We start from the raw sequence: 18,119 nt of genomic DNA, 5'->3' as shown, positions 1-18,119 counted from the left end.
CTGTGGTGATGTTTATACATGCTCAACTTTAACCAGATATATATGGATTTTCCCAAGTGCAATCCAATGCTTTTAAAAAGTAGATTTGGCTTAAATTTTAGGAGTAACTATGGGCACTACATTTGAAGATTTAGAAAAAAACTCCGCCAAAAAACTCACAGGTATTGGCGTTGTGATTTTCTTACATGTTCTTGTTGGCTTGGTGCTAATGGCGGGCTTGGCAAAAGATATTGTCAAACCCTCAACCGAACCTGTGGAATTGGTCATTCTGCAAGATATCAAGCCGCCTGAGCCTGAACCACCTAAAGAAGTTCCACCAGAGCCACCAAAAATGGTGGAAAAAGTAGCGCAGCAGCCTGACCCTAAACCTGTAGAAAAAGTAGTCCCAGTGCAAAAAACAGTTGCTACACCCGTCACTAAACCGACGATAAGCACGCCGACGCCAGTTGCATCATCGCCTTCTCCAAGCCCATCTCCAACCCCAACACCGACTGCCGCTGCTCCATCACCGGCACCCAAACCCACAGGTGTTACACGTGGAGTCTCGGAAGGTGAAGCTGGCTGTAAAGCTCCAAGCTATCCACGCGAAGCAGAGATGAGTGGCATTTCTGGCACCGTACTGATTTCGGTCTTTGTCGATACCAATGGTAAGGCGCAAGAAGTCAAAGTGAAGCGTTCAACAGGTGACCGTACTTTAGACCGTGCTGCAACGAAAGCGTATAGCTTGTGCACATTTAAACCTGCAATGAAAGATGGCGTAGCTCAAAGCGCTTGGTTCGACATCCCATACGAATTTGTTCTCGAATAATTGAAAAAGATCAGCCGACATTAGGAGTTACACAATGCAAAAATTAAAAAACTTTACCGCAGCAAGCCTACTTGGAATGAGCACATTACTTCCTCTACAAGCTGTTTTCGCAGAGGAAACAGCTGTGCCCACTACAGCATTGACTACACCAGTCACTACAACTGAGAAAGTAGCAACACCTGTTCCCCCACCCTTAGCTGAAAAAGCACCTACTGCTTCAGAAAAAGTACATAACCCTTATGGCTTAGAAGCAATGTGGAAAGAAGGTGATCTGGTGTCTAAAGTGACGCTGTTTATTTTGGTGATTATGTCGATTGGGACATGGTACATCATTATCACCAAGTGCTTACAGCAAGGCAAAATTCGCAAACAAGGCCAACATGCCGATAAAAACTTTTGGGAAGCAACCTCTCTCGATACTGCAACTGCAGGTTTAGATGATGCCAGTGTGTATCGCTTTATTGCTGAAAAAGGCATTAAGTCGACAAAAAACCATGGTGGAACATTATTAGAGCGTATCGACTTTAATACTTGGGTCACTATCTCGATTCAACGCGCCATCGACAAAATTCACAGCCATTTAAGTGGTGGGCTAGCTTTTCTAGCAACTGTAGGTTCAACCGCACCTTTCGTGGGTTTATTCGGTACCGTTTGGGGCATTTACCATGCGTTAACCGCGATTGGGGTATCAGGTCAAGCATCTATTGATAAAGTCGCAGGCCCTGTGGGTGAAGCCTTAATTATGACTGCAATTGGTTTAGCCGTGGCTGTTCCAGCAGTGCTTGGTTACAACTGGTTAACCCGCCGGAATAAAGCCGTGATGGAAGAAGTTCGTACCTTCGGTTCAGACCTGCATGCTGTGTTGTTAAGTGGTGAAATCAGCACCAACAATCCTGTTAACCGTGACATGAAATAAGAACATGAGGAATCAGCCATGGGAATGACGGTAAATTCAAATGACAGCGATGATGATGTAATCGGAACCATTAATACCACACCATTGGTTGATATTATGTTGGTTTTGCTGATTATTTTCCTCATTACAGTGCCTGTTGCAGTTCATACCGTGCCAGTCAATTTGCCTGAAGAAAAGAATGTACCTTATGAAACTAAACCTGAAAATATTCAACTCGCAGTCAATAAAAATGGCGATATTTTCTGGAATGAAAGTTACATTGCCGATAAAGCCACCTTACTGGCACGCTTACAAATAGAGGCGCAAAAGAGACCTCAGCCCGATGTTCACATTCGTGGTGACCAACTTACGCCATACGATGCGATTGACCAAGTCATTACTACCACGCAGCAAGCGGGGATTGGCAAAATTGCCTTTATCACCACACCGCCCTCTTCCCCTTAATCAAAGAAGGATTCAGCTATGGGTATGAATGTTGGTTCCAACCAAGATGATGAAGATGTGATGCTTGATGTCAACATGACGCCTTTGATTGATGTCATGTTGGTATTACTGATTATGTTCATTATCACGATTCCGTTGCCAAACAACGCCATTAATATTAACCTCCCGAATGGCACACCACCACCAGTTCAGGAAAAACCACCTGAAATCGTGGAACTACGCTTAGATGCTCAAGGCAAAATATTTTGGAATGAACAAGCTGTGGAGTCCAAACAAGCGCTCGAAGCCTTGTTTCAAACCGTTGCTCAAAAAGCAGATCAAGACCAAATTAAACTCAAAGCTGACCGCGCAACGGAATATAAATACATTGCGATGGTCATGGCCGCAGCCCAACGCCTTGATGTGAAAAAAATTGGAGTCGTGAGTAATCAGTAAATAAAACCGTCAAAAAAACCGCTGACAACTTTTGCTGTTAGCGGTTTTTTATTTTTTAATGACTCTACGAATTACTTCAATACAGGAATATCGATCCACAATGCTTGCGGAAAATGTGTCGCCAAATAAGCTTTTAAATAGCTCGCAGTATCTTTAGAAATGAGTTCATCTTGAGATTCATCATTTAAGTTATAGGCCAAAGCATAAAGCTCCAAACCACGACTTTTCAGTGCTTCCAAACTTAAAATGGTATGGTTAATACTGCCCAAACGCCCCGAACTCACCAAAATTACAGGCAGTTGCTTGGCTGCAATATAGTCAATGCTGAGCAGATCTGTGGTTAAAGGCACCATCAAACCACCCGCACCTTCTAACAACACCACCTCATATTTTTCAGCCAGCTGCTGAGTAGCACGCTCGATTTTTGCAAAATCAATCTCACGACCATCAATTTTAGTCGCTAAATGTGGCGATGCAGGATAACTAAAAATTTCAGGCATGGTCAGCTTACTGTCATCTTCAGGAAACCAGCCCATACCCATAATTTTACGGTGCTGTTCAATGTCTTCAGAAACATCCACATTACCCGTTTGCACTAACTTTTGGGTAATGGTTTTTTGGCCTTGTTCATTCCAGAGCTTGGCTAAGTAGCCCGTGGTATAGGTTTTCCCAATGCCTGTATCGATTCCACTGATAAAGTAAACTGATCCAGTCATGGCATTCTCCGTGCAATACAATAAATAGGGTGATAACTCAGGCGATAATAAATCTGCCCAGAGGTATCGAGTTGTGAAAATTGTTGATAATCTTGATAAAAGCGTTCAAGCGAGTGCTTGGTCCAACGAAAGCTCGATGCAGTTGCCGTGACACCTGTGGCTTTTAAATGTTGCAGTACCTGTTTCGGTGTCGCAAAGTCTAAGTACTCAATCTGTTCAGACAAATGCAGAACTTCAAATCCTTGGTTTTGCAATTTTTCCCGTAGTTGATCGAGGTTGACATAATCTAAGCCTTGCCCCGTTAAGGTCTTAATCTCTTGTAAATTCCGCTCGCCAAAGGTGGAAAAACAAAACAGCCCTTGTGGGAGCAGACTGTCATTCGCTTTCTGAAAAACAGCAGCAAGATCTGTCATCCACTGCAACGCAGACGTCGATACAATCAGTTCCAAATGAGCTGGAAAAACGAGCTGTTCAATATCGCCCAATAACCAATCTATATTTGAATAACCCTGAAAGTGCTGCTGCACCTCGGCATATAAGTCATTCAGTAGATAGTGCTGAATTTGGAAATCCTTCAGCAAAAGATGGCTTAAATTGCCTGAACCACAACCAATTTCAAACACCCGCTCAAATTGCGATTTAACAGCATAACGTTGGATTAAATTAAAAAGCTGGCGTGCAATTTGCTTTTGCACAACCGCATGCTCACTGTAGCTTTGCCCTGCCTGAGCAAAGCGCAATGCGACTTGTGCTTTATCAATCTCTAAATTCTTCACGACTCACTCACAACAACTGAATCAACTGATCTAAATCAGTATGGCGAACTTGAGCGGTCAAGGAAATACGTAGTCTAGAACTATGCTGCGGCACAGTCGGTGGTCGTACAGGCATAATATAAAAACCTGCTTGTTGCAAAGCTTTCGCCTTCTCCACCGTTTTGCTCGAATCACCGATGATCACAGGGACAATTTGAGACGTTGATGGACAATCAAAACCTTTGGCCTGAACTGCTTGCTGTAGGCGCTGACTGATACTGTGTAAATGCTGACGTGCATTATTTAACTGCAAGACTTGTTGCAAGATAAAGTTGCTCCACGCCATGCAGATCGGCGGTTGTGCCGTACTAAAAATCAATGGGCGCATCGTATTGATCAGATAGTCTCGAATCACAGGATGACAAATCAGATAGCCGCCGATTGAAGCCATAGCCTTACCCAAAGCACCAACCAAAAAGTCGATCTCATCAATCACTTGATATTGCTCGGCACAACCCAAACCTTGCTCACCACGCACACCAATACCATGTGCTTCGTCGACATAGAGCATGACTTTTTCAAACTGTTTTTTGATGCGGACCAATTCAGCCAAATCAGTTTCATCACCATCCATACTAAAAATGGACTCGGTCACCACAATAATTCGCTCAAAAGCATCATCGGTATGATACTTGTGTAAAAGTTGGGTTAAATGTGCCAAGTCATTATGGCGATAACGTACCAACTTCGCTGTCGATAAACGAATGCCATCAATCATGCTAGCATGGATTAATTTATCAGCCAGAATTAGAGTTTTGCTGTCCGCTAACGCAGGTAAAATACCAATATTCATGTGATAGCCGCTGTTGAATACCAAAGCAGCGCGACCATGAAAAGCCTGACTTAGACTGGCCTCAAACTGTTCATATTCAGGAAAATTACCCGTCAATAAGCGTGAAGAAGCTGAACTCATCCAGCGCTGCGCATTTGGTGTTTCATCGAAAAACTGTTCTCGTAATTCGATATTTGCAGCCAATCCTAGATAGTCATTCGATGCCAAATTCAACATCTCATGATCATTGATTCGAATCATCCGCCCTTGCTGCACATTGGACGTAAACCGGCGCAAATTGCCTTGCTGTTTAAGGATATCCAACTGCGCTGCAAAATGCTCTACATGCCTCATACAACAGGCTCCTGCATCTGCGCTACCACTTCAACCAGTTGCTCAAGCAAGGTCTTCAGTTCCTGTGAGGTAATCACATAAGGGGGCATCACATAAACCAGTTTTCCAAATGGTCGCACCCAAATACCACGGCGGACAAACTCCTGTTGCAAGGTCTTCATATCCACATTAAACGTCAGCTCAACCACACCAATGGCCCCCAATACACGAACTTCATGGACATATTCAAGTGACTGCAACGGGGCCAAGGCGGTACGAAGTTGTGTTTCAATGCGTTGAATATTGCTTTGCCAATCTTGTGAAATGAGGAGTTCTGTACTTTTCGCCGCTACTGCACACGCCAAGGGATTGGCCATAAACGTTGGGCCGTGCATAAATACGCCCGCTTCGCCTCGACTGATGGTTTCAGCAATATGCTTTGTGGTTAAGGTTGCTGACAAAGTCATATAGCCGCCTGTCAAACCTTTACCCATACACATAATGTCAGGTTCGACCTGTGCATGCTCCCAAGCAAAGAGTTTCCCCGTACGCCCAAAACCCGTCGCAATTTCATCAAAAATCAGTAAAACACCATATTTTTCACAGAGCAATTTGGCCTGTCGTAAGTACTCAGGATGATAAAAACGCATCCCTCCTGCACCCTGAACAATCGGCTCAATAATCAGCGCGGCGATACTTTCATGCTGTGCAGCTAAGATGTTTTCAAGCTCACGAATGTCCTTCTGATCCCAGGCTGCATCAAAGGCAACTTGCGGTGCAGGAACAAAAATACGATTGGGTAAGCTTGAGCCAAAAATTTGATGCATCCCTGTGACAGGGTCACAGACCGACATCGCATTCCACGTGTCACCGTGGTAGCCCGAACGCGGGGTGACAAAATTGGTTTTGTCTTGTTTCCCAAGCGAAGTCCAATACTGAACTGCCATTTTTAACGCCACTTCAACCGCAACAGAACCCGAGTCTGCATAGAAAATTTTATCTAAACTTGGCGGGGTGATTTGCAACAGTAATTTACCCAGTTGAATGGCGGGATCATGGCTAAAGCCACCAAACATAATATGTGACATGTTTTGCAGTTGGTCTGTCACCGCCTGATTCAGTTCAGGATGGTTATAGCCGTGTATGGTGCACCACCACGAAGACATTCCATCAATCAGCTGACGCCCGTCTTCTAGTTCAATGGTTGAGCCAAAGGCTTTTTTAACTTTAAAGGTGGGGAGCGGATTGGTCATCGAGGTATAAGGATGCCAAATATGTTCCCGATCAAATGCTAAGTCATCCAACTCACCATCCAATTTGGCATTGATCTCAGTCATCCTTAACTCCATATCGACTACAGTTACAGCAAAATTTCAATTTGACTGATCTTAAACCTGCGCGCATCAAAAAGAAATTGCGATATTCGCCACTCAGCGAATTGTTTAATCCATTTTTTGTAAATATTGGCAGATTTTGTCAGTTACGTCATCGGCATGAAAAACTGGAAGTCCATGTGAACCACTTAAAAGCATCGCATCTAAAAAATTTGCACCTAAAGCTTTTAAATTATCCAAGACTTTGTAGCTAACTAAAAAATCTTGTTTGGCCAATAGATGGAGTTGATGTCCCGTATAATTTTGTAAGATCTCAACCGTATTTAAATACTCTAAACAATTGAGTCCCTGTCTTAAAAGATCTAAAGACTGAGGCTGAATCAAACTTTGCAACTGCAAAAAATCTTGCTTGGTGGTTGCTGTCCCCTGGCACACCATAAATCCAAATTTCTTTAAGGTTGCAATCGCATCTGCTTCGAAGGATTGTTTAAAGCTTTGAAATGTCGCTGGACTCATCGCAGTTGGCCAGTTTTCATGCGCCACAAAGCACGGATTTGAAGCCAGAGTGATTAACACTTTTTGCTGTTGATACTGCTGTTCAACAGCCGCGACCAATAAAGTTGCCAGTTGCCCCCCCAAAGACCAACCTATAATGACATCAAAATCTTTGGCTTGTTCAGCATGTTGCTGCAATACTTGCGCATCCAATCCATTAAAAATATTGATCAGCTCAACCGAATGACCTTTATGTTGCAAAGCATGAGTTAAAGGTTGCAGTAACTTGGCTCCACCACCCCAGCCCGTGATGAGTAAAATACGTTGATTCAATGCAGACTCTAAAACTGTAAATTTCAAACAGTATAAAACCTCAGACTCCGTTGCAAAGCAAGCCCTTTGAATGAACAGTAAATTTAAATAAATAATTCAGATTTAGACACCAGAATCTCAGCACTTTAGTGCCTTAAAATTTGCTAAGATCGATGGAATACATTTCTGGACAGCCTACACAATGAAAATAATGCAAATGGCAACGATTAGCTTAATTTTGCTAGGTAGTTTCTGTGCCATCAGTAGCGCCACTTATGCAGCACCGGCTTTTTCAAGCGCTTCATCAGACCAAAAACAATGGGTAGGCAAGCCCGCACCGAGTTTTAAGTTACAAGATCAAAATGCCAAATGGCATGAGCTCAAACAATATCAAGGCAAATGGGTGGTGTTATATTTTTATCCGAAAGATGACTCGCCGGGCTGCACCCAAGAAGCCAATCAGTTCAAAGCACTCTACCCACAATTTAGCAAAAATAATGCGGTGGTCTTAGGCGTGAGTTTGGACGATGTACAGTCACATCAAAAATTTTCTAAAAAATTGGGGCTAAATTTCCCTATTTTGGCTGATAACAATCATCAACTGGCAAATCAACTCGGCATCGTGCGCAACTTAGGCATCGCAAAAATTGCGAAACGTGAAACCTTTCTGATTGACCCACAAGGTACGGTGATCTATCACTACAGCAGTGTAAACACCCAAACCCATGCAGGACAAGTATTGGCAGATATTCAAAAATTCTCTAAAAAATAACCCATACAAAAAAGCCTTCGAACATTGATTCAAAGGCTTTTTAATTACTCAACATGTAAATATACATGCCACTTTTTACATAAAGTGGCATGTATCTCTTACATTTGAGACTGAATGTAGTTTTGCAGACCAATCAACTCGATTAAACGTAATTGTTTTTCTAACCAATAAGTGTGGTCTTCTTCAGTATCTGACATTTGCTGACGTAACATGTCACGGGTAATGTAATCACCCTTTTCTTCACACAATTTTACGCCTTGCGCTAATTTTTCACGTACATGGTATTCAAGCTTTAAATCGGCTTTTAAGCATGAAACCACATCTTCACCAATTTCAACGTCATCACGTTGCATATTCGGTGTACCTTCCAAAAACAAAACACGGCGAATAATCGCATCTGCATGTTGTGCTTCTTCTTGCATTTCATGATCGATACGTTCAAAGATTTTGCTTAAGCCCCAATCTTCATACATGCGTGAATGAATGAGATATTGATCGCGTGCAGCCAACTCTCCACCGATCAACATATTTAAGTAGTCTACGACTTCAGGATTGCCACGCATTTCAAAATCTCCATTCTCTAATGCAACTATTATGGACACATTTAATTCACTTTGCAAAAGATAAATTATGTAAGTTTATGATTTTTATAAAATTAAAATGAGAAACATACGCATTTGCAGTATGAATCATCAAAATAATAGTTATAAAAGAAGCCTTTGCAAAACTTTATCCTTTTTGCAAAGGTTTTTTAGGCTTGAACCGCCCTGTGCTTCATTTTGTAACCATTAAAAATGCTTCTTATTTCAGCCTTGGAACGGTATTCCTTCTTTCACTTGTTCTGAGCAACGGACCAAAGAGAACCCACTCCTGCGGACTGGACTCGGGCCTGAGCTTGGCGATAAAAACGGAAAAATAACCCTGCAAAAAGAATAGCAAAGACGTCAATCCACCATAAAGAGGAAGAAGATGACCATAATCCAATCTCAGGTAAGAGCAGTGCTATAGCAGAAGTCAAAGGCGTAAGCAGTAAAACAATCACAATCGACAGCAATAACGTTGGCAATGCTCGTGCCGCGCCCAGTACAAAGCTCAGCATTAAACTGAAGATAAAAATCGCATAATAGATATACATAAACCATGCATTGATACTGTGTAGCTCAGGACTGAATACATAGGCCCAACGCCCGATCAACATACTCATAACAATGCCAAAGACCGTTCCCAAACATGCCCCTATGGTTAAGTTTGCAACGAATTGCACATCTTTACGCTGTGTAGGTGGTGCTAAATTTGGATTTTTTTGTCGCTTTACACGCGATTCAATCCATAGAATATTGCCTGAGTAAAATAAAAATGCTCCGCCTAGACCCAAGGCCAAATACAACCAACGGGTAAAATCTCCGCCATAGTTACCAAAGTGCAAACTGAACATCGATCGAATCAGTTGATCTAGACCAGAACTTTGGGTATTTAAATTGGCTGTACTATAGGGTGCAGGCTGATAAGGATTGAAGAACATCACGTCGAAGTTATCACCGCGTAACATCTGATCTGGACTATATAAACTGACGCGTGCCGATGCCTTGGCAGGTTGGTCTAGATTGTTAAAGCTTACAGACGAGACCTCATAGCCCTGTGCTTGTTGCTGTACCTTTAAGAGTATTTTTTCAACATCCAGTTGAGGCACCGGATCTGCAATCTGCACCGCAGCGGGACGTTCAAACAGTGGTTTACCTTTGGTGACCAACTGCCCCAAGCCATCATAAAATAAATCATGAAATGCAAAAACAATCACCGTCACACTAATCAAAATATGAAACGGTAAACTGGTAATGCCAATCACATTATGCGCATCGAGCCAAAAACGTTTTTTGTTCTTACCTTGCCGTATCGCAAAATAGTCTTTGACCAACGTCGGCAAGAGGATGATTAAACCTGTCATTAGCGCCAAAAAATATAAGACCGAAACCACACCCATCACATAAACACCGAGTGTATGATGCCCAAGCATCCCCGGAATGCCTGCGGTTTCATGCAGCTGTTCAATCAACCAACCCAGTTTAGATAAGTTTTCTTGTTCAACCTGTAAAGTCCCATCTGGTTTCAGTGTTGCTAACATCGCGCTTTGATCGGTATCAAAGGCATGATCATCATGTACTTGACTTTGCGCAGGTTGCCACTGAATCGGGGCATAATGAAACTCTTTGGAGTTTAAATTGATCTGAAAGCTTTTTTGAGCTTCAGGATAATGCTGCTGTACCTGTGACACCAAATCGTTGTACTGATGGAATTCAACCGTATTTAAACTTTGTTGCGGTGGCGTTGCCCACTTACTCAAATCATGCTGAAACATACTCAGTCCACCTGCAAAAAAGCAAATGAACAAGAGAATGCCTGCACAAATTCCTACCCACGTATGTAACTCTTTGGCCAGTCGGAGAATATCTGTACGTACCTTCATGCCCTATTGCCCTCTGAGCCAAAACACAAGTGTGTAAGCCACGATATTGAAAAACAGATAAATCACAATGGACTGCCATCCACGTGGAATAAAATAGGCCACGAAAAAGAGTGGTAACCAAATCCACGGAATCGACCACATCCCTAACTGTGGAGCAAGACTACGATACTCAGATTGCAGTCCCCACATTGTGATTAATGCAGCTAAAGCGAAAGCTAGGCTGAGTCCAAGAACTGCTCCTGCAAAGCTTTTCGTCCACCAGTCAGGTTGTATCTTTTGATCGCGTAGTAACCTCATGCGTCAAAGCCCCATGTAATAAAGGAATAAATGGTAGTGCTGACCACAACACCAATGGCATCAGTAACCACATCAACACCGCCACCAGTTTTGGTAATACCGCCAGTAAAAGAACCAATGCCAAAATAAAAGCAAACCACCCGACCCAACGATACTTTTTCGCCACAGCCTGTTTAAGAACCGTTTGATTAGGATGGGTCAAATACAGCAGTACACAACCACCGCAGCACAGGAATAAACCGAGAAATTTCATCATTGCGTTCAACTTAAATGAGACAGCATTCAGACATAAAAAAGCCCACTGCATCGCAATGGGCTGATCATAAAAATTAGAAATCGAAAGTGACGCCAAGTTTATAGGTACGTGCACCACCAACCGTTGCATAGTAAGAGTTGAACACACCTTCCCAATATTTTTTATTAGTCACGTTATCGACATTGGCTAGGAAAGTCGTGTTTACACCACCCAGTTTTGTTTTATAGCGCGCACCAACATCAAGAATAGTATAGTCAGGAAGTTTATAGGTATTCAAACTATCTAAATATTGTTCACTAACATAGTTAGCCCGAGCATTAACATTTAAACCATCTACCACATGTACGGCATAATCCAAGCCTAATGAGGCAGTAAAGTCTGGCACACCATAAATCGTATTGCCTGAAATATCAGTGGTGCTTGTAGAACCTTTTGTATATTCAGCATCAATATAAGCCATGCTTCCCAGTAGATTTAAGTCCTCAGTCAAATTCCCTGAGAAGGACCATTCAATACCACGTGATCGACTTTCCCCACCGTCTTCAGTGATCTGTGTATTACCATTAACCGCTGTCGCCAAAGCTGTTGTGATCAGAGTCGGTTTTTCAATTTGATAAAGTGCCAAGCTATTTAACCAAGAACCAGCTTGATACTTTGTCCCCACTTCATATTGCTTCGTTTCGTAAGGCTTAAACAGTTTTCCTTCATTCACATCCGCGGTAGAAGTTACTGAGTCTGCTTTTGATAAACCTTCAACATAACTTGCATAGAAAGATAAATTTTCTCCAAACGGTTTGATTACGATGCCTAAACTTGGTGAAAGCTTATTTTCATCGTATTTCACATCTGTAGTGAGACTTTCTAACTGCATATCTTGATAACGAGCACCCAAAATCAACTGAAATTTGTCATCCAACATTGAAATTTGATCCGTCAAAGTATAACTCATGAATTTATCATCTTCATAAGGTACAATTGTTGGATAGGTCGTTGGCATTGTCCCGTTCGAGTTAGGATTATAAAGATTCGTTGTAAATGATGAACTTGTCGCACGAGAGTGTTGATCGTATTCGCGATGCACATAATCTGCACGTAACCCAAGGGTATGTTTAATGGCGCCTGTATTGAATTTAGTTTCAATACCCGTATTACCACTTAGGTTATTTTCTTTAGATGCGACTCGATAGTACTGCGAAGTTGCATCACCTGCACTGTTCTGCAAGATCATACGCGTACCAAAAATATGGCCCGAATAACCTTTTTCAACATAACCCACACCTGCAAAAACCTTGGTATCAGGAGTGAATTTATATTCTCCATTTAAGCCCGCATAACGGCTATAGGTTTCCCCATGAATTTGATCAAAGTAATTATTATCACCCTTTGGTGCAGCAACTACGCCTGTTTTTTGCATAGAGACCATTGCAGGTGAACCATTATCACGGTTTTCACGAATGGCATAAGCATCAAAGTTTAGTTTTAATTTATCGGTCGTATAGTCTGCTGCAATCGAACCCAGTGCTAAACGATCATCCATACCTTCAATAAGATGCTCACCGTCTCCATATGTGCCGTTTACACGAACGCCAAATTGTTTTTGGTCACCAAAACGACGAGAAACATCTACATTGGTTTTATAATAACTCTCATCTTCTAATGACGTCGAAATACGTGTTAGATCTTGGTCGGCACGTTTAGAATTAGCAATCACTACTCCGCCAACGCTTCCTGCTGGTGCCATACCTGCAACCAAAGCATTCGGCCCTTTCAATACTGTCACCGATTCTAGTAAATCTGTTGGTATACGTCCCATAGGAGCTACAGCGTATAACCCGTTATAAGCCATATCATCATAGCCGACACTAAAACCACGAATTTGGAAGTTTTCGTTTAAATGACCTTGATTGGTCGTCGCACGAATACTGGCATCATTTTCTAAAACTTCCCCCACTGTAGATACTTGTTGATCACGAATCAGTTGCTCTGTATAAGTAGAAACCGTAAATGGTGTATCAATCGCTGACTTATTCCCTAAAGCACCCAAGTTAGCCGCCTTCGCCAATTTACCATCGGCATAGCCTTGTTGTGATTGCGCTTCTGATTTTAAGGCAGGTAAAACTGAAACCTCCTCTGCAAAAGCAAGCTGTAAACAGCCTCCACCCATCATCAAAAGCCCAACAGAGCTTGCAAGAATTTTCTTAGAGAAGGATTTCATTTTAAACAACACTTATTTTTAATGAGAATCATTATTATATGTAAAATAATTATCATTATTTATTGTATTTTATCATTTGACTTATCTATCTGATCTAAAATACAAATTTAAGGTTACTTCAAAAAATACGTTCTACTCGCTCATTTTCAATACAGTGTGGTGCAATATTATAAAATGACGCATAAGTCAGACACCTGTTCACCCCATAGGCAAAGACTTTCATGGCATTCACGTTTACACTAAGCCAATACTTAAAACAACAATGGGTAATCTATGACAAACTTAGCAACACAAGCACCGGTACTGGTTACAGGTGCATCGGGTTATATTGCCAGTTGGGTGATTCAAAAATTATTAACCCAAGGGTATACCGTTCATGCCACTGTACGTGACTTGAACAAAACCCAAAGCTTCGCGCATTTATCTAAAATTGCAGACAGCAGTGCCGGAACACTGAAACTCTTTAAAGCCAATTTGCTCGAGCCCAATTCCTTTAAAGAAGCGATGCAAGACTGTGAAATTGTTTTTCATATGGCCTCTCCTTTCGTAGTCACCAACTATAAAGATGCGGTGAAAGACATCATTGAACCTGCTGTTTTGGGCACAGAAAATGTCTTAAACACTGTCAATGAAATCGAGTCCGTTAAACGTGTCATTGTCACTTCGAGTATTGCGTCGACCTATGGCGATGCCATTGATATTTTAAAAACAGACCATAATACTTTTGATGAAAGTCACTGGAACAGCAGCAGTTCTGAGACCCATCAGCCGTATCCCTACTCTAAAGTGATGGCTGAGCGTAAAGCTTGGGAAATGGCTGAGGCACAAGATCGTTGGCAGTTGGTCTGCATTAACCCTGCGTTGGTCTTTGGTCGTTCATTGACACCAAATACACAGTCAGGCTCAATTGAGGTCTTACAACAGTTTACCAATGGTTTGACTTTAGCTGGTGTCCCACCTATGTGGAATGGTGTGGTCGATGTTCAAGATGTTGCTGAAGCACACTTACAAGCAGCATTCAACCTAGAAGCAACGGGTCGTTACATCGTAAGTGGTGGAACTTTAAGTCTGCTTGAAATCGGTCAATTGCTTAAAGCACATTTTGGTTGGAAGTTTCCATTTCCACGAAATGAACTGCCCAAAGCAGCCTTTAAGGTGATTGGTCCATTCATTGGTTTTAGCCGCGAGTTTGTTGAGCTGAATATGGGTTATCCAATTTATTTTGATGCGAACAAGAGCCAAAAAGAATTGGGTTTAGAGTACCGAGATGTCAAAGAAAGCCTCGTTGAGCACTTCCAACAATTGCTCGATGACGGTGTCATTAAGCAATATATTCCCTGAAATAAACAACCTAAGTTTGACTTAAATATTCCTCCAGCTCATTGAAAAGCAATGATCTTGGCGGAGTCTTATCAAGTTCTCACCCCATTTCATCATCAGCCTGCAGCTGGCCCTACTTTTGTTTTGGCAAAAGTAGGCAAAACATGTTCACTTTTGGATTTATCAGAAATATGTCGCAGAAACATTAGCTTATTTACACCACACAGGTTGCAGATGACGTTATCGAGTATCATATTTCTGATTATAAATGAGTTAAAAATCTAAACCTCTAACTGGCCATAATCTTTCATCAGTTGAATAAACTCAGCTTCATTGATCACAGCGATCCCAAGCTTCTCTGCTTTATCCAACTTTGAACCTGCTTTTTCACCTGCAACAACACACTTGGTTTTACTCGACACACTACCACTGACACGTGCGCCCAGTGCTTGTAGGAGCTGTGTTGCTTCATCACGCCCCATCGTACTGAGTGTACCCGTCACGACCCAACTTTCTCCATTTAGAGGTTGGCGACTTGGTGCCACAGGCGCGTCCCAGTGAATACCTGCCGCCAATAATCGGTCTAAAACTTCAAGATTATGTGGTGCTTGGAAAAAATCGACAATCCACTCCGCCGTGATATCCCCCACATCTGGAGTTTTCTTTAAAGCGTCAATGTCTGCAACACGTAGCGCATCTAAAGTTTGGAAAGTATTGGCCAACATACGTGCTGTGGTTTCACCCACCCCACGAATCCCCAGTGCATAAATAAATGCAGCCAAGGTGGTCTTCTTGCTATTTTCAATCGAATCAATCAAGTTCTGAACGGACTTCTCACCCATTTTTTCAATGGTTAATAGTTTTTCTCGGTGCTCGTGTAGGTGATAAATATCAGCCACATCTTTAAGCAAATCAAGATGTAACAATGATTCGACCCAACGATCACCCAAACCTTCAATATCAAGAGCTTTACGTGACACGAAGTGGCGAATTGCCTCAATACGCTGTGCGGCACAATACAAACCACCTGAGCAACGTGCTAAAGCTTCACCTTCGGGCATCACCACTGGCGATTCACACACGGGACATTGGCTCGGGAGTTCAACTTCAGTCGCATCGACAGGACGGAATTCAGGCCACACTTTTTCCACTTTGGGAATCACATCACCACTACGGTAAACACTGACAGTATCGCCAATTCGCACATCTAAACGGTGAATTTCCCCAATATTATGCAAGGTCACATTTGAAACGGTCACGCCGCCCACAGCAACAGGATTCAAACGCGCCACAGGGGTCAATGTACCTGTACGCCCCACTTGCCAGTCAATATTTTCAACCGTGGTGAGCGCAGCCACCGCAGGGAATTTATAAGCCGTTGCCCAACGCGGTTCACGACTTAAAAAACCGAGCTGTTGCTGTTGTTTGAGACTGTTGACCTTAATCACCATGCCGTCAATTTCCACACTCAATTGTGGTCGTTCCGCATTGATTTGCTCATAAACAGCTTGAACTTCTTGAATACTATCGCAGACAAAATGACGCTCACCAACTGCAAAACCAAACTGTTGCAACCACGCTAGACTTTCCGACATGGTGCTTTGACCATGATTTGGTTCACACTGCGCAATACCATAAGCATAAAATGCAAGTGGACGCGAAGCCGCAATATTCGGGTCTAACTGACGTAGACTTCCAGCTGCGGCATTACGTGGGTTGGCAAAAGTCTTCTCACCTTTGGCTTCGTTTTCTGCATTGAGCTTTTCAAAGCCTGCTTTAGGCATCAAAACTTCACCACGAACTTCCAGTAGCGTAGGTACTTCGCCCTGATCTGTACTCAACACCTTCGGCAAGTTACGAATGGTTTTGACGTTTTGGGTAATGTCTTCCCCTGTCTCACCATCACCACGCGTTACCCCACGCACCAGCACGCCATGTTCATACCACAGTGAAATCGCAAGACCATCAAACTTCAGCTCGACATCATATTGAATCGTTTGATTCGGCAAACGTTCTTCTGCACGGCGTGCAAAGGCAAAGAGTTCTTCTTGATTAAACACATTACCTAAGGACAGCATCGGTACCACATGCGTCACGCTAGTAAACTTCGCCAAAGGTTTACCACCGACTTTATTGATCGGGCTGTCTGGCTGAATACACTCAGGGTATTGTTCTTCTAAAGCTTTCAGTTGATGAAAGAGCTGATCATATTCACTGTCTAAAATGGTCGGCTGATCCATCACATAATAAGCATGATTATGCTGTGCCAAAATTTGGATCAGTTGACGCATTTGCGCAACGACAGTCGAAGGTTGAGTCATAATTTCACCATAAAAAAGGGCGGTCTTTGTTCCGCCCTAAAAATTGTATTTCTACTGTCTATTATAGAAATCGTTACCGCTGCTTTCAATCAGATTAAGCATCGATTGCTTGTCCAGCACGGTAATCAATCGCCAAGTGGCGCCAATGCTCACGCAGTTGTGGCGTGAACTCTTGGTTATTTTGATCATAAACCGTTCCATCGATTTCACGGGCAATTAAACGTGAAATACTGTCCATGGTGTCAAAGGCATTTTGCACGTCACGGTGTGGTAAGGCCAAGAAAAATGCCAAGCCTTTAATTGGATCGGTTGACAGATTTTCCAAGTCAAAACCATCCATACCTGTATCGGTAATTTGCAACACAGAGAACAGTAACTTGGTTCCATCTTCGTTATAGCGATGGAAACAAGACATTTCACCAAAACGTAAACCATACTTCATTAAAACTTTTAAAGTTTTCTCACCAGACAACGCGCGACGCTCAGGATAAACATTCAAGGCAATAAACGACTCTGCTGTGGCTAAGGCACTTTCATCATCGACAATTTTCTGCTCATACAAATGTGCATCTAAAATGCTGCTTTCATCGTCAAACTCTGAAATTTCAGCTTTTTCGACGTTGGCATTTAAACTAAATTCAGCTTTATCCGCTTTTGCTTGGTCATCAACAAGCGAGGAGCTTGCACTTTCAGTCGTTAATTCCGTTGCATCTGCTACAGCATTTTCAGGAGCGACTAAGTCTACTGCTTTATTTTCTACCTCAGCTGACGCATCCAAACTTGGTTCAGTACTGCTGCTTTCGAGCACACTGTCTGCATCCAAAGCTTTCGGTTCGGCTTTTTCAGACAGTGTCTCTTCTACAGAGTTTTCGTTTAAAGTCGGCTCTTTACGTTCAGCCTCTTCAACTGATGCCGTTTGCAGTTGATCACGTACGTGACGCGGGATAATCGGTTTTTGACTGTCAGCATCGATATGCAATGCGGACTCAAGTGAAGGCGCTGCATCTGCCGGCTTTCGAAAAATCATTCGAACCCCAAACAGCATAATGATCACTGCTATGACGATACCAATAATTGTTGTGTATTCCATCTTA

Annotated in this window: 18 protein-coding genes; 6 read left to right on the top strand and 12 right to left on the bottom strand. The window is 42.5% G+C overall.

Annotated elements, in window-relative coordinates:
• Window positions 1-109 precede the first annotated feature (109 nt).
• Genes MF4642_RS10125 through MF4642_RS10110 form a run of 4 tightly spaced genes read left to right on the top strand, consistent with a single transcriptional unit; the run spans window position 110 to window position 2,603 of the window.
• Window positions 110-808 (top strand): energy transducer TonB, encoded by a 699-nt coding sequence (locus MF4642_RS10125; RefSeq protein ID WP_004695319.1) that lies wholly within the window; start codon window positions 110-112, stop codon window positions 806-808.
• 34 nt (window positions 809-842) lie between these two features.
• Window positions 843-1,724 (top strand): MotA/TolQ/ExbB proton channel family protein, encoded by an 882-nt coding sequence (locus MF4642_RS10120; RefSeq protein ID WP_078426140.1) that lies wholly within the window; start codon window positions 843-845, stop codon window positions 1,722-1,724.
• 18 nt (window positions 1,725-1,742) lie between these two features.
• Window positions 1,743-2,168, top strand: coding sequence for an ExbD/TolR family protein (locus tag MF4642_RS10115; RefSeq protein ID WP_078426139.1), 426 nt, complete (start codon window positions 1,743-1,745; stop codon window positions 2,166-2,168).
• 18 nt (window positions 2,169-2,186) lie between these two features.
• Window positions 2,187-2,603, top strand: a complete 417-nt coding sequence (locus MF4642_RS10110) for an ExbD/TolR family protein (RefSeq protein ID WP_078389252.1) — start codon at window positions 2,187-2,189, stop codon at window positions 2,601-2,603.
• A 71-nt stretch (window positions 2,604-2,674) separates the two neighbouring features.
• On the opposite strand, the gene bioD is transcribed toward MF4642_RS10110, so the two are convergent.
• The 5 genes from bioD to MF4642_RS10085 form a co-directional block, all read right to left on the bottom strand.
• Entirely contained in the window at window positions 2,675-3,319 is a 645-nt protein-coding gene (bioD, locus tag MF4642_RS10105; protein WP_078426138.1) for a dethiobiotin synthase, read from the bottom strand.
• The gene (gene bioC, locus MF4642_RS10100; RefSeq protein ID WP_078426137.1) at window positions 3,316-4,095 is read right to left on the bottom strand and encodes a malonyl-ACP O-methyltransferase BioC; all 780 of its coding nucleotides are present in this window, start codon (window positions 4,093-4,095) and stop codon (window positions 3,316-3,318) included. Before bioC ends, bioD begins: the two co-directional genes overlap by 4 nt.
• Before the next feature lie 7 nt (window positions 4,096-4,102).
• Window positions 4,103-5,260 carry an 8-amino-7-oxononanoate synthase gene (locus tag MF4642_RS10095; protein WP_078426136.1) on the bottom strand — a complete coding sequence of 386 codons (1,158 nt, stop codon included), beginning with the start codon at window positions 5,258-5,260 and terminating at the stop codon, window positions 4,103-4,105.
• The gene (gene bioA, locus MF4642_RS10090; RefSeq protein WP_078426135.1) at window positions 5,257-6,576 is read right to left on the bottom strand and encodes an adenosylmethionine--8-amino-7-oxononanoate transaminase; all 1,320 of its coding nucleotides are present in this window, start codon (window positions 6,574-6,576) and stop codon (window positions 5,257-5,259) included. The genes MF4642_RS10095 and bioA overlap by 4 nt, the downstream gene beginning before the upstream one ends.
• A gap of 105 nt (window positions 6,577-6,681) precedes the next feature.
• A complete protein-coding gene (locus MF4642_RS10085) occupies window positions 6,682-7,428 on the bottom strand; it encodes a hydrolase (RefSeq protein ID WP_078426134.1) in 747 nt (248 codons plus the stop codon).
• A gap of 163 nt (window positions 7,429-7,591) precedes the next feature.
• Between MF4642_RS10085 and MF4642_RS10080 the strand changes: the two genes are divergently transcribed.
• Window positions 7,592-8,152 (top strand): peroxiredoxin, encoded by a 561-nt coding sequence (locus tag MF4642_RS10080; protein ID WP_413772805.1) that lies wholly within the window; start codon window positions 7,592-7,594, stop codon window positions 8,150-8,152.
• Between the two features lie 98 nt (window positions 8,153-8,250).
• Here MF4642_RS10080 and ftn read toward each other — a convergent pair whose 3' ends face one another.
• The 5 genes from ftn to MF4642_RS10060 all read right to left on the bottom strand — a co-directional run bounded on the left by ftn (window position 8,251) and on the right by MF4642_RS10060 (window position 13,384).
• Window positions 8,251-8,715: a heteropolymeric bacterioferritin subunit Ftn gene (ftn, locus tag MF4642_RS10075; protein ID WP_004695301.1), complete on the bottom strand. Its 465-nt coding sequence runs from the start codon at window positions 8,713-8,715 to the stop codon at window positions 8,251-8,253.
• A gap of 269 nt (window positions 8,716-8,984) precedes the next feature.
• Window positions 8,985-10,616, bottom strand: coding sequence for a PepSY-associated TM helix domain-containing protein (locus MF4642_RS10070; protein WP_078426132.1), 1,632 nt, complete (start codon window positions 10,614-10,616; stop codon window positions 8,985-8,987).
• Window positions 10,617-10,619: 3 nt separating this feature from the next.
• Window positions 10,620-10,913 (bottom strand): hypothetical protein, encoded by a 294-nt coding sequence (locus tag MF4642_RS10065; RefSeq protein ID WP_078426131.1) that lies wholly within the window; start codon window positions 10,911-10,913, stop codon window positions 10,620-10,622.
• The gene (locus MF4642_RS16870) at window positions 10,879-11,169 is read right to left on the bottom strand and encodes a hypothetical protein (protein ID WP_161489510.1); all 291 of its coding nucleotides are present in this window, start codon (window positions 11,167-11,169) and stop codon (window positions 10,879-10,881) included. Before MF4642_RS16870 ends, MF4642_RS10065 begins: the two co-directional genes overlap by 35 nt.
• A 73-nt stretch (window positions 11,170-11,242) precedes the next feature.
• Window positions 11,243-13,384 carry a TonB-dependent receptor gene (locus MF4642_RS10060; RefSeq protein ID WP_078426130.1) on the bottom strand — a complete coding sequence of 714 codons (2,142 nt, stop codon included), beginning with the start codon at window positions 13,382-13,384 and terminating at the stop codon, window positions 11,243-11,245.
• A gap of 273 nt (window positions 13,385-13,657) precedes the next feature.
• Here MF4642_RS10060 and MF4642_RS10055 point away from each other — a divergent pair, with 273 nt between their 5' ends.
• Window positions 13,658-14,725, top strand: coding sequence for an SDR family oxidoreductase (locus MF4642_RS10055; protein WP_078426129.1), 1,068 nt, complete (start codon window positions 13,658-13,660; stop codon window positions 14,723-14,725).
• A 260-nt stretch (window positions 14,726-14,985) separates the two neighbouring features.
• Here the strand turns inward: MF4642_RS10055 and ligA are convergent, their stop codons facing one another.
• Both ligA and MF4642_RS10045 read right to left on the bottom strand, forming a co-directional pair.
• Complete coding sequence (gene ligA, locus MF4642_RS10050) at window positions 14,986-17,025, bottom strand: NAD-dependent DNA ligase LigA (RefSeq protein ID WP_078426128.1); 2,040 nt, start codon at window positions 17,023-17,025, stop codon at window positions 14,986-14,988.
• A gap of 94 nt (window positions 17,026-17,119) precedes the next feature.
• Window positions 17,120-18,115, bottom strand: coding sequence for a cell division protein ZipA C-terminal FtsZ-binding domain-containing protein (locus MF4642_RS10045; protein ID WP_078426127.1), 996 nt, complete (start codon window positions 18,113-18,115; stop codon window positions 17,120-17,122).
• Window positions 18,116-18,119: the final 4 nt, after the last annotated feature.

Origin of the sequence: Acinetobacter sp. MF4642 (genome assembly GCF_002018925.1) — a bacterium.
GTDB classification, from domain to species: Bacteria; Pseudomonadota; Gammaproteobacteria; order Pseudomonadales; family Moraxellaceae; genus Acinetobacter; species Acinetobacter johnsonii.
Note: the sequence above shows the minus strand (reverse complement) of the source record. Positions and strands in the feature narration are given on the sequence as shown.

Coding starts and splice junctions, on each gene's coding strand:
- MF4642_RS10125 (WP_004695319.1), top strand. CDS start 110: ATGGGCACTACATTTGAAGATTTAGAAAAAAACTCCGCCAAAAAACTC.
- MF4642_RS10120 (WP_078426140.1), top strand. CDS start 843: ATGCAAAAATTAAAAAACTTTACCGCAGCAAGCCTACTTGGAATGAGC.
- MF4642_RS10115 (WP_078426139.1), top strand. CDS start 1,743: ATGGGAATGACGGTAAATTCAAATGACAGCGATGATGATGTAATCGGA.
- MF4642_RS10110 (WP_078389252.1), top strand. CDS start 2,187: ATGGGTATGAATGTTGGTTCCAACCAAGATGATGAAGATGTGATGCTT.
- bioD (WP_078426138.1), bottom strand. CDS start 3,319: ATGACTGGATCAGTTTACTTTATCAGTGGAATCGATACAGGCATTGGG.
- MF4642_RS10095 (WP_078426136.1), bottom strand. CDS start 5,260: ATGAGGCATGTAGAGCATTTTGCAGCGCAGTTGGATATCCTTAAACAG.
- bioA (WP_078426135.1), bottom strand. CDS start 6,576: ATGACTGAGATCAATGCCAAATTGGATGGTGAGTTGGATGACTTAGCA.
- MF4642_RS10080 (WP_413772805.1), top strand. CDS start 7,592: ATGCAAATGGCAACGATTAGCTTAATTTTGCTAGGTAGTTTCTGTGCC.
- ftn (WP_004695301.1), bottom strand. CDS start 8,715: ATGCGTGGCAATCCTGAAGTCGTAGACTACTTAAATATGTTGATCGGT.
- MF4642_RS10070 (WP_078426132.1), bottom strand. CDS start 10,616: ATGAAGGTACGTACAGATATTCTCCGACTGGCCAAAGAGTTACATACG.
- MF4642_RS10065 (WP_078426131.1), bottom strand. CDS start 10,913: ATGAGGTTACTACGCGATCAAAAGATACAACCTGACTGGTGGACGAAA.
- MF4642_RS16870 (WP_161489510.1), bottom strand. CDS start 11,169: ATGATGAAATTTCTCGGTTTATTCCTGTGCTGCGGTGGTTGTGTACTG.
- MF4642_RS10060 (WP_078426130.1), bottom strand. CDS start 13,384: ATGAAATCCTTCTCTAAGAAAATTCTTGCAAGCTCTGTTGGGCTTTTG.
- MF4642_RS10055 (WP_078426129.1), top strand. CDS start 13,658: ATGACAAACTTAGCAACACAAGCACCGGTACTGGTTACAGGTGCATCG.
- ligA (WP_078426128.1), bottom strand. CDS start 17,025: ATGACTCAACCTTCGACTGTCGTTGCGCAAATGCGTCAACTGATCCAA.
- MF4642_RS10045 (WP_078426127.1), bottom strand. CDS start 18,115: ATGGAATACACAACAATTATTGGTATCGTCATAGCAGTGATCATTATG.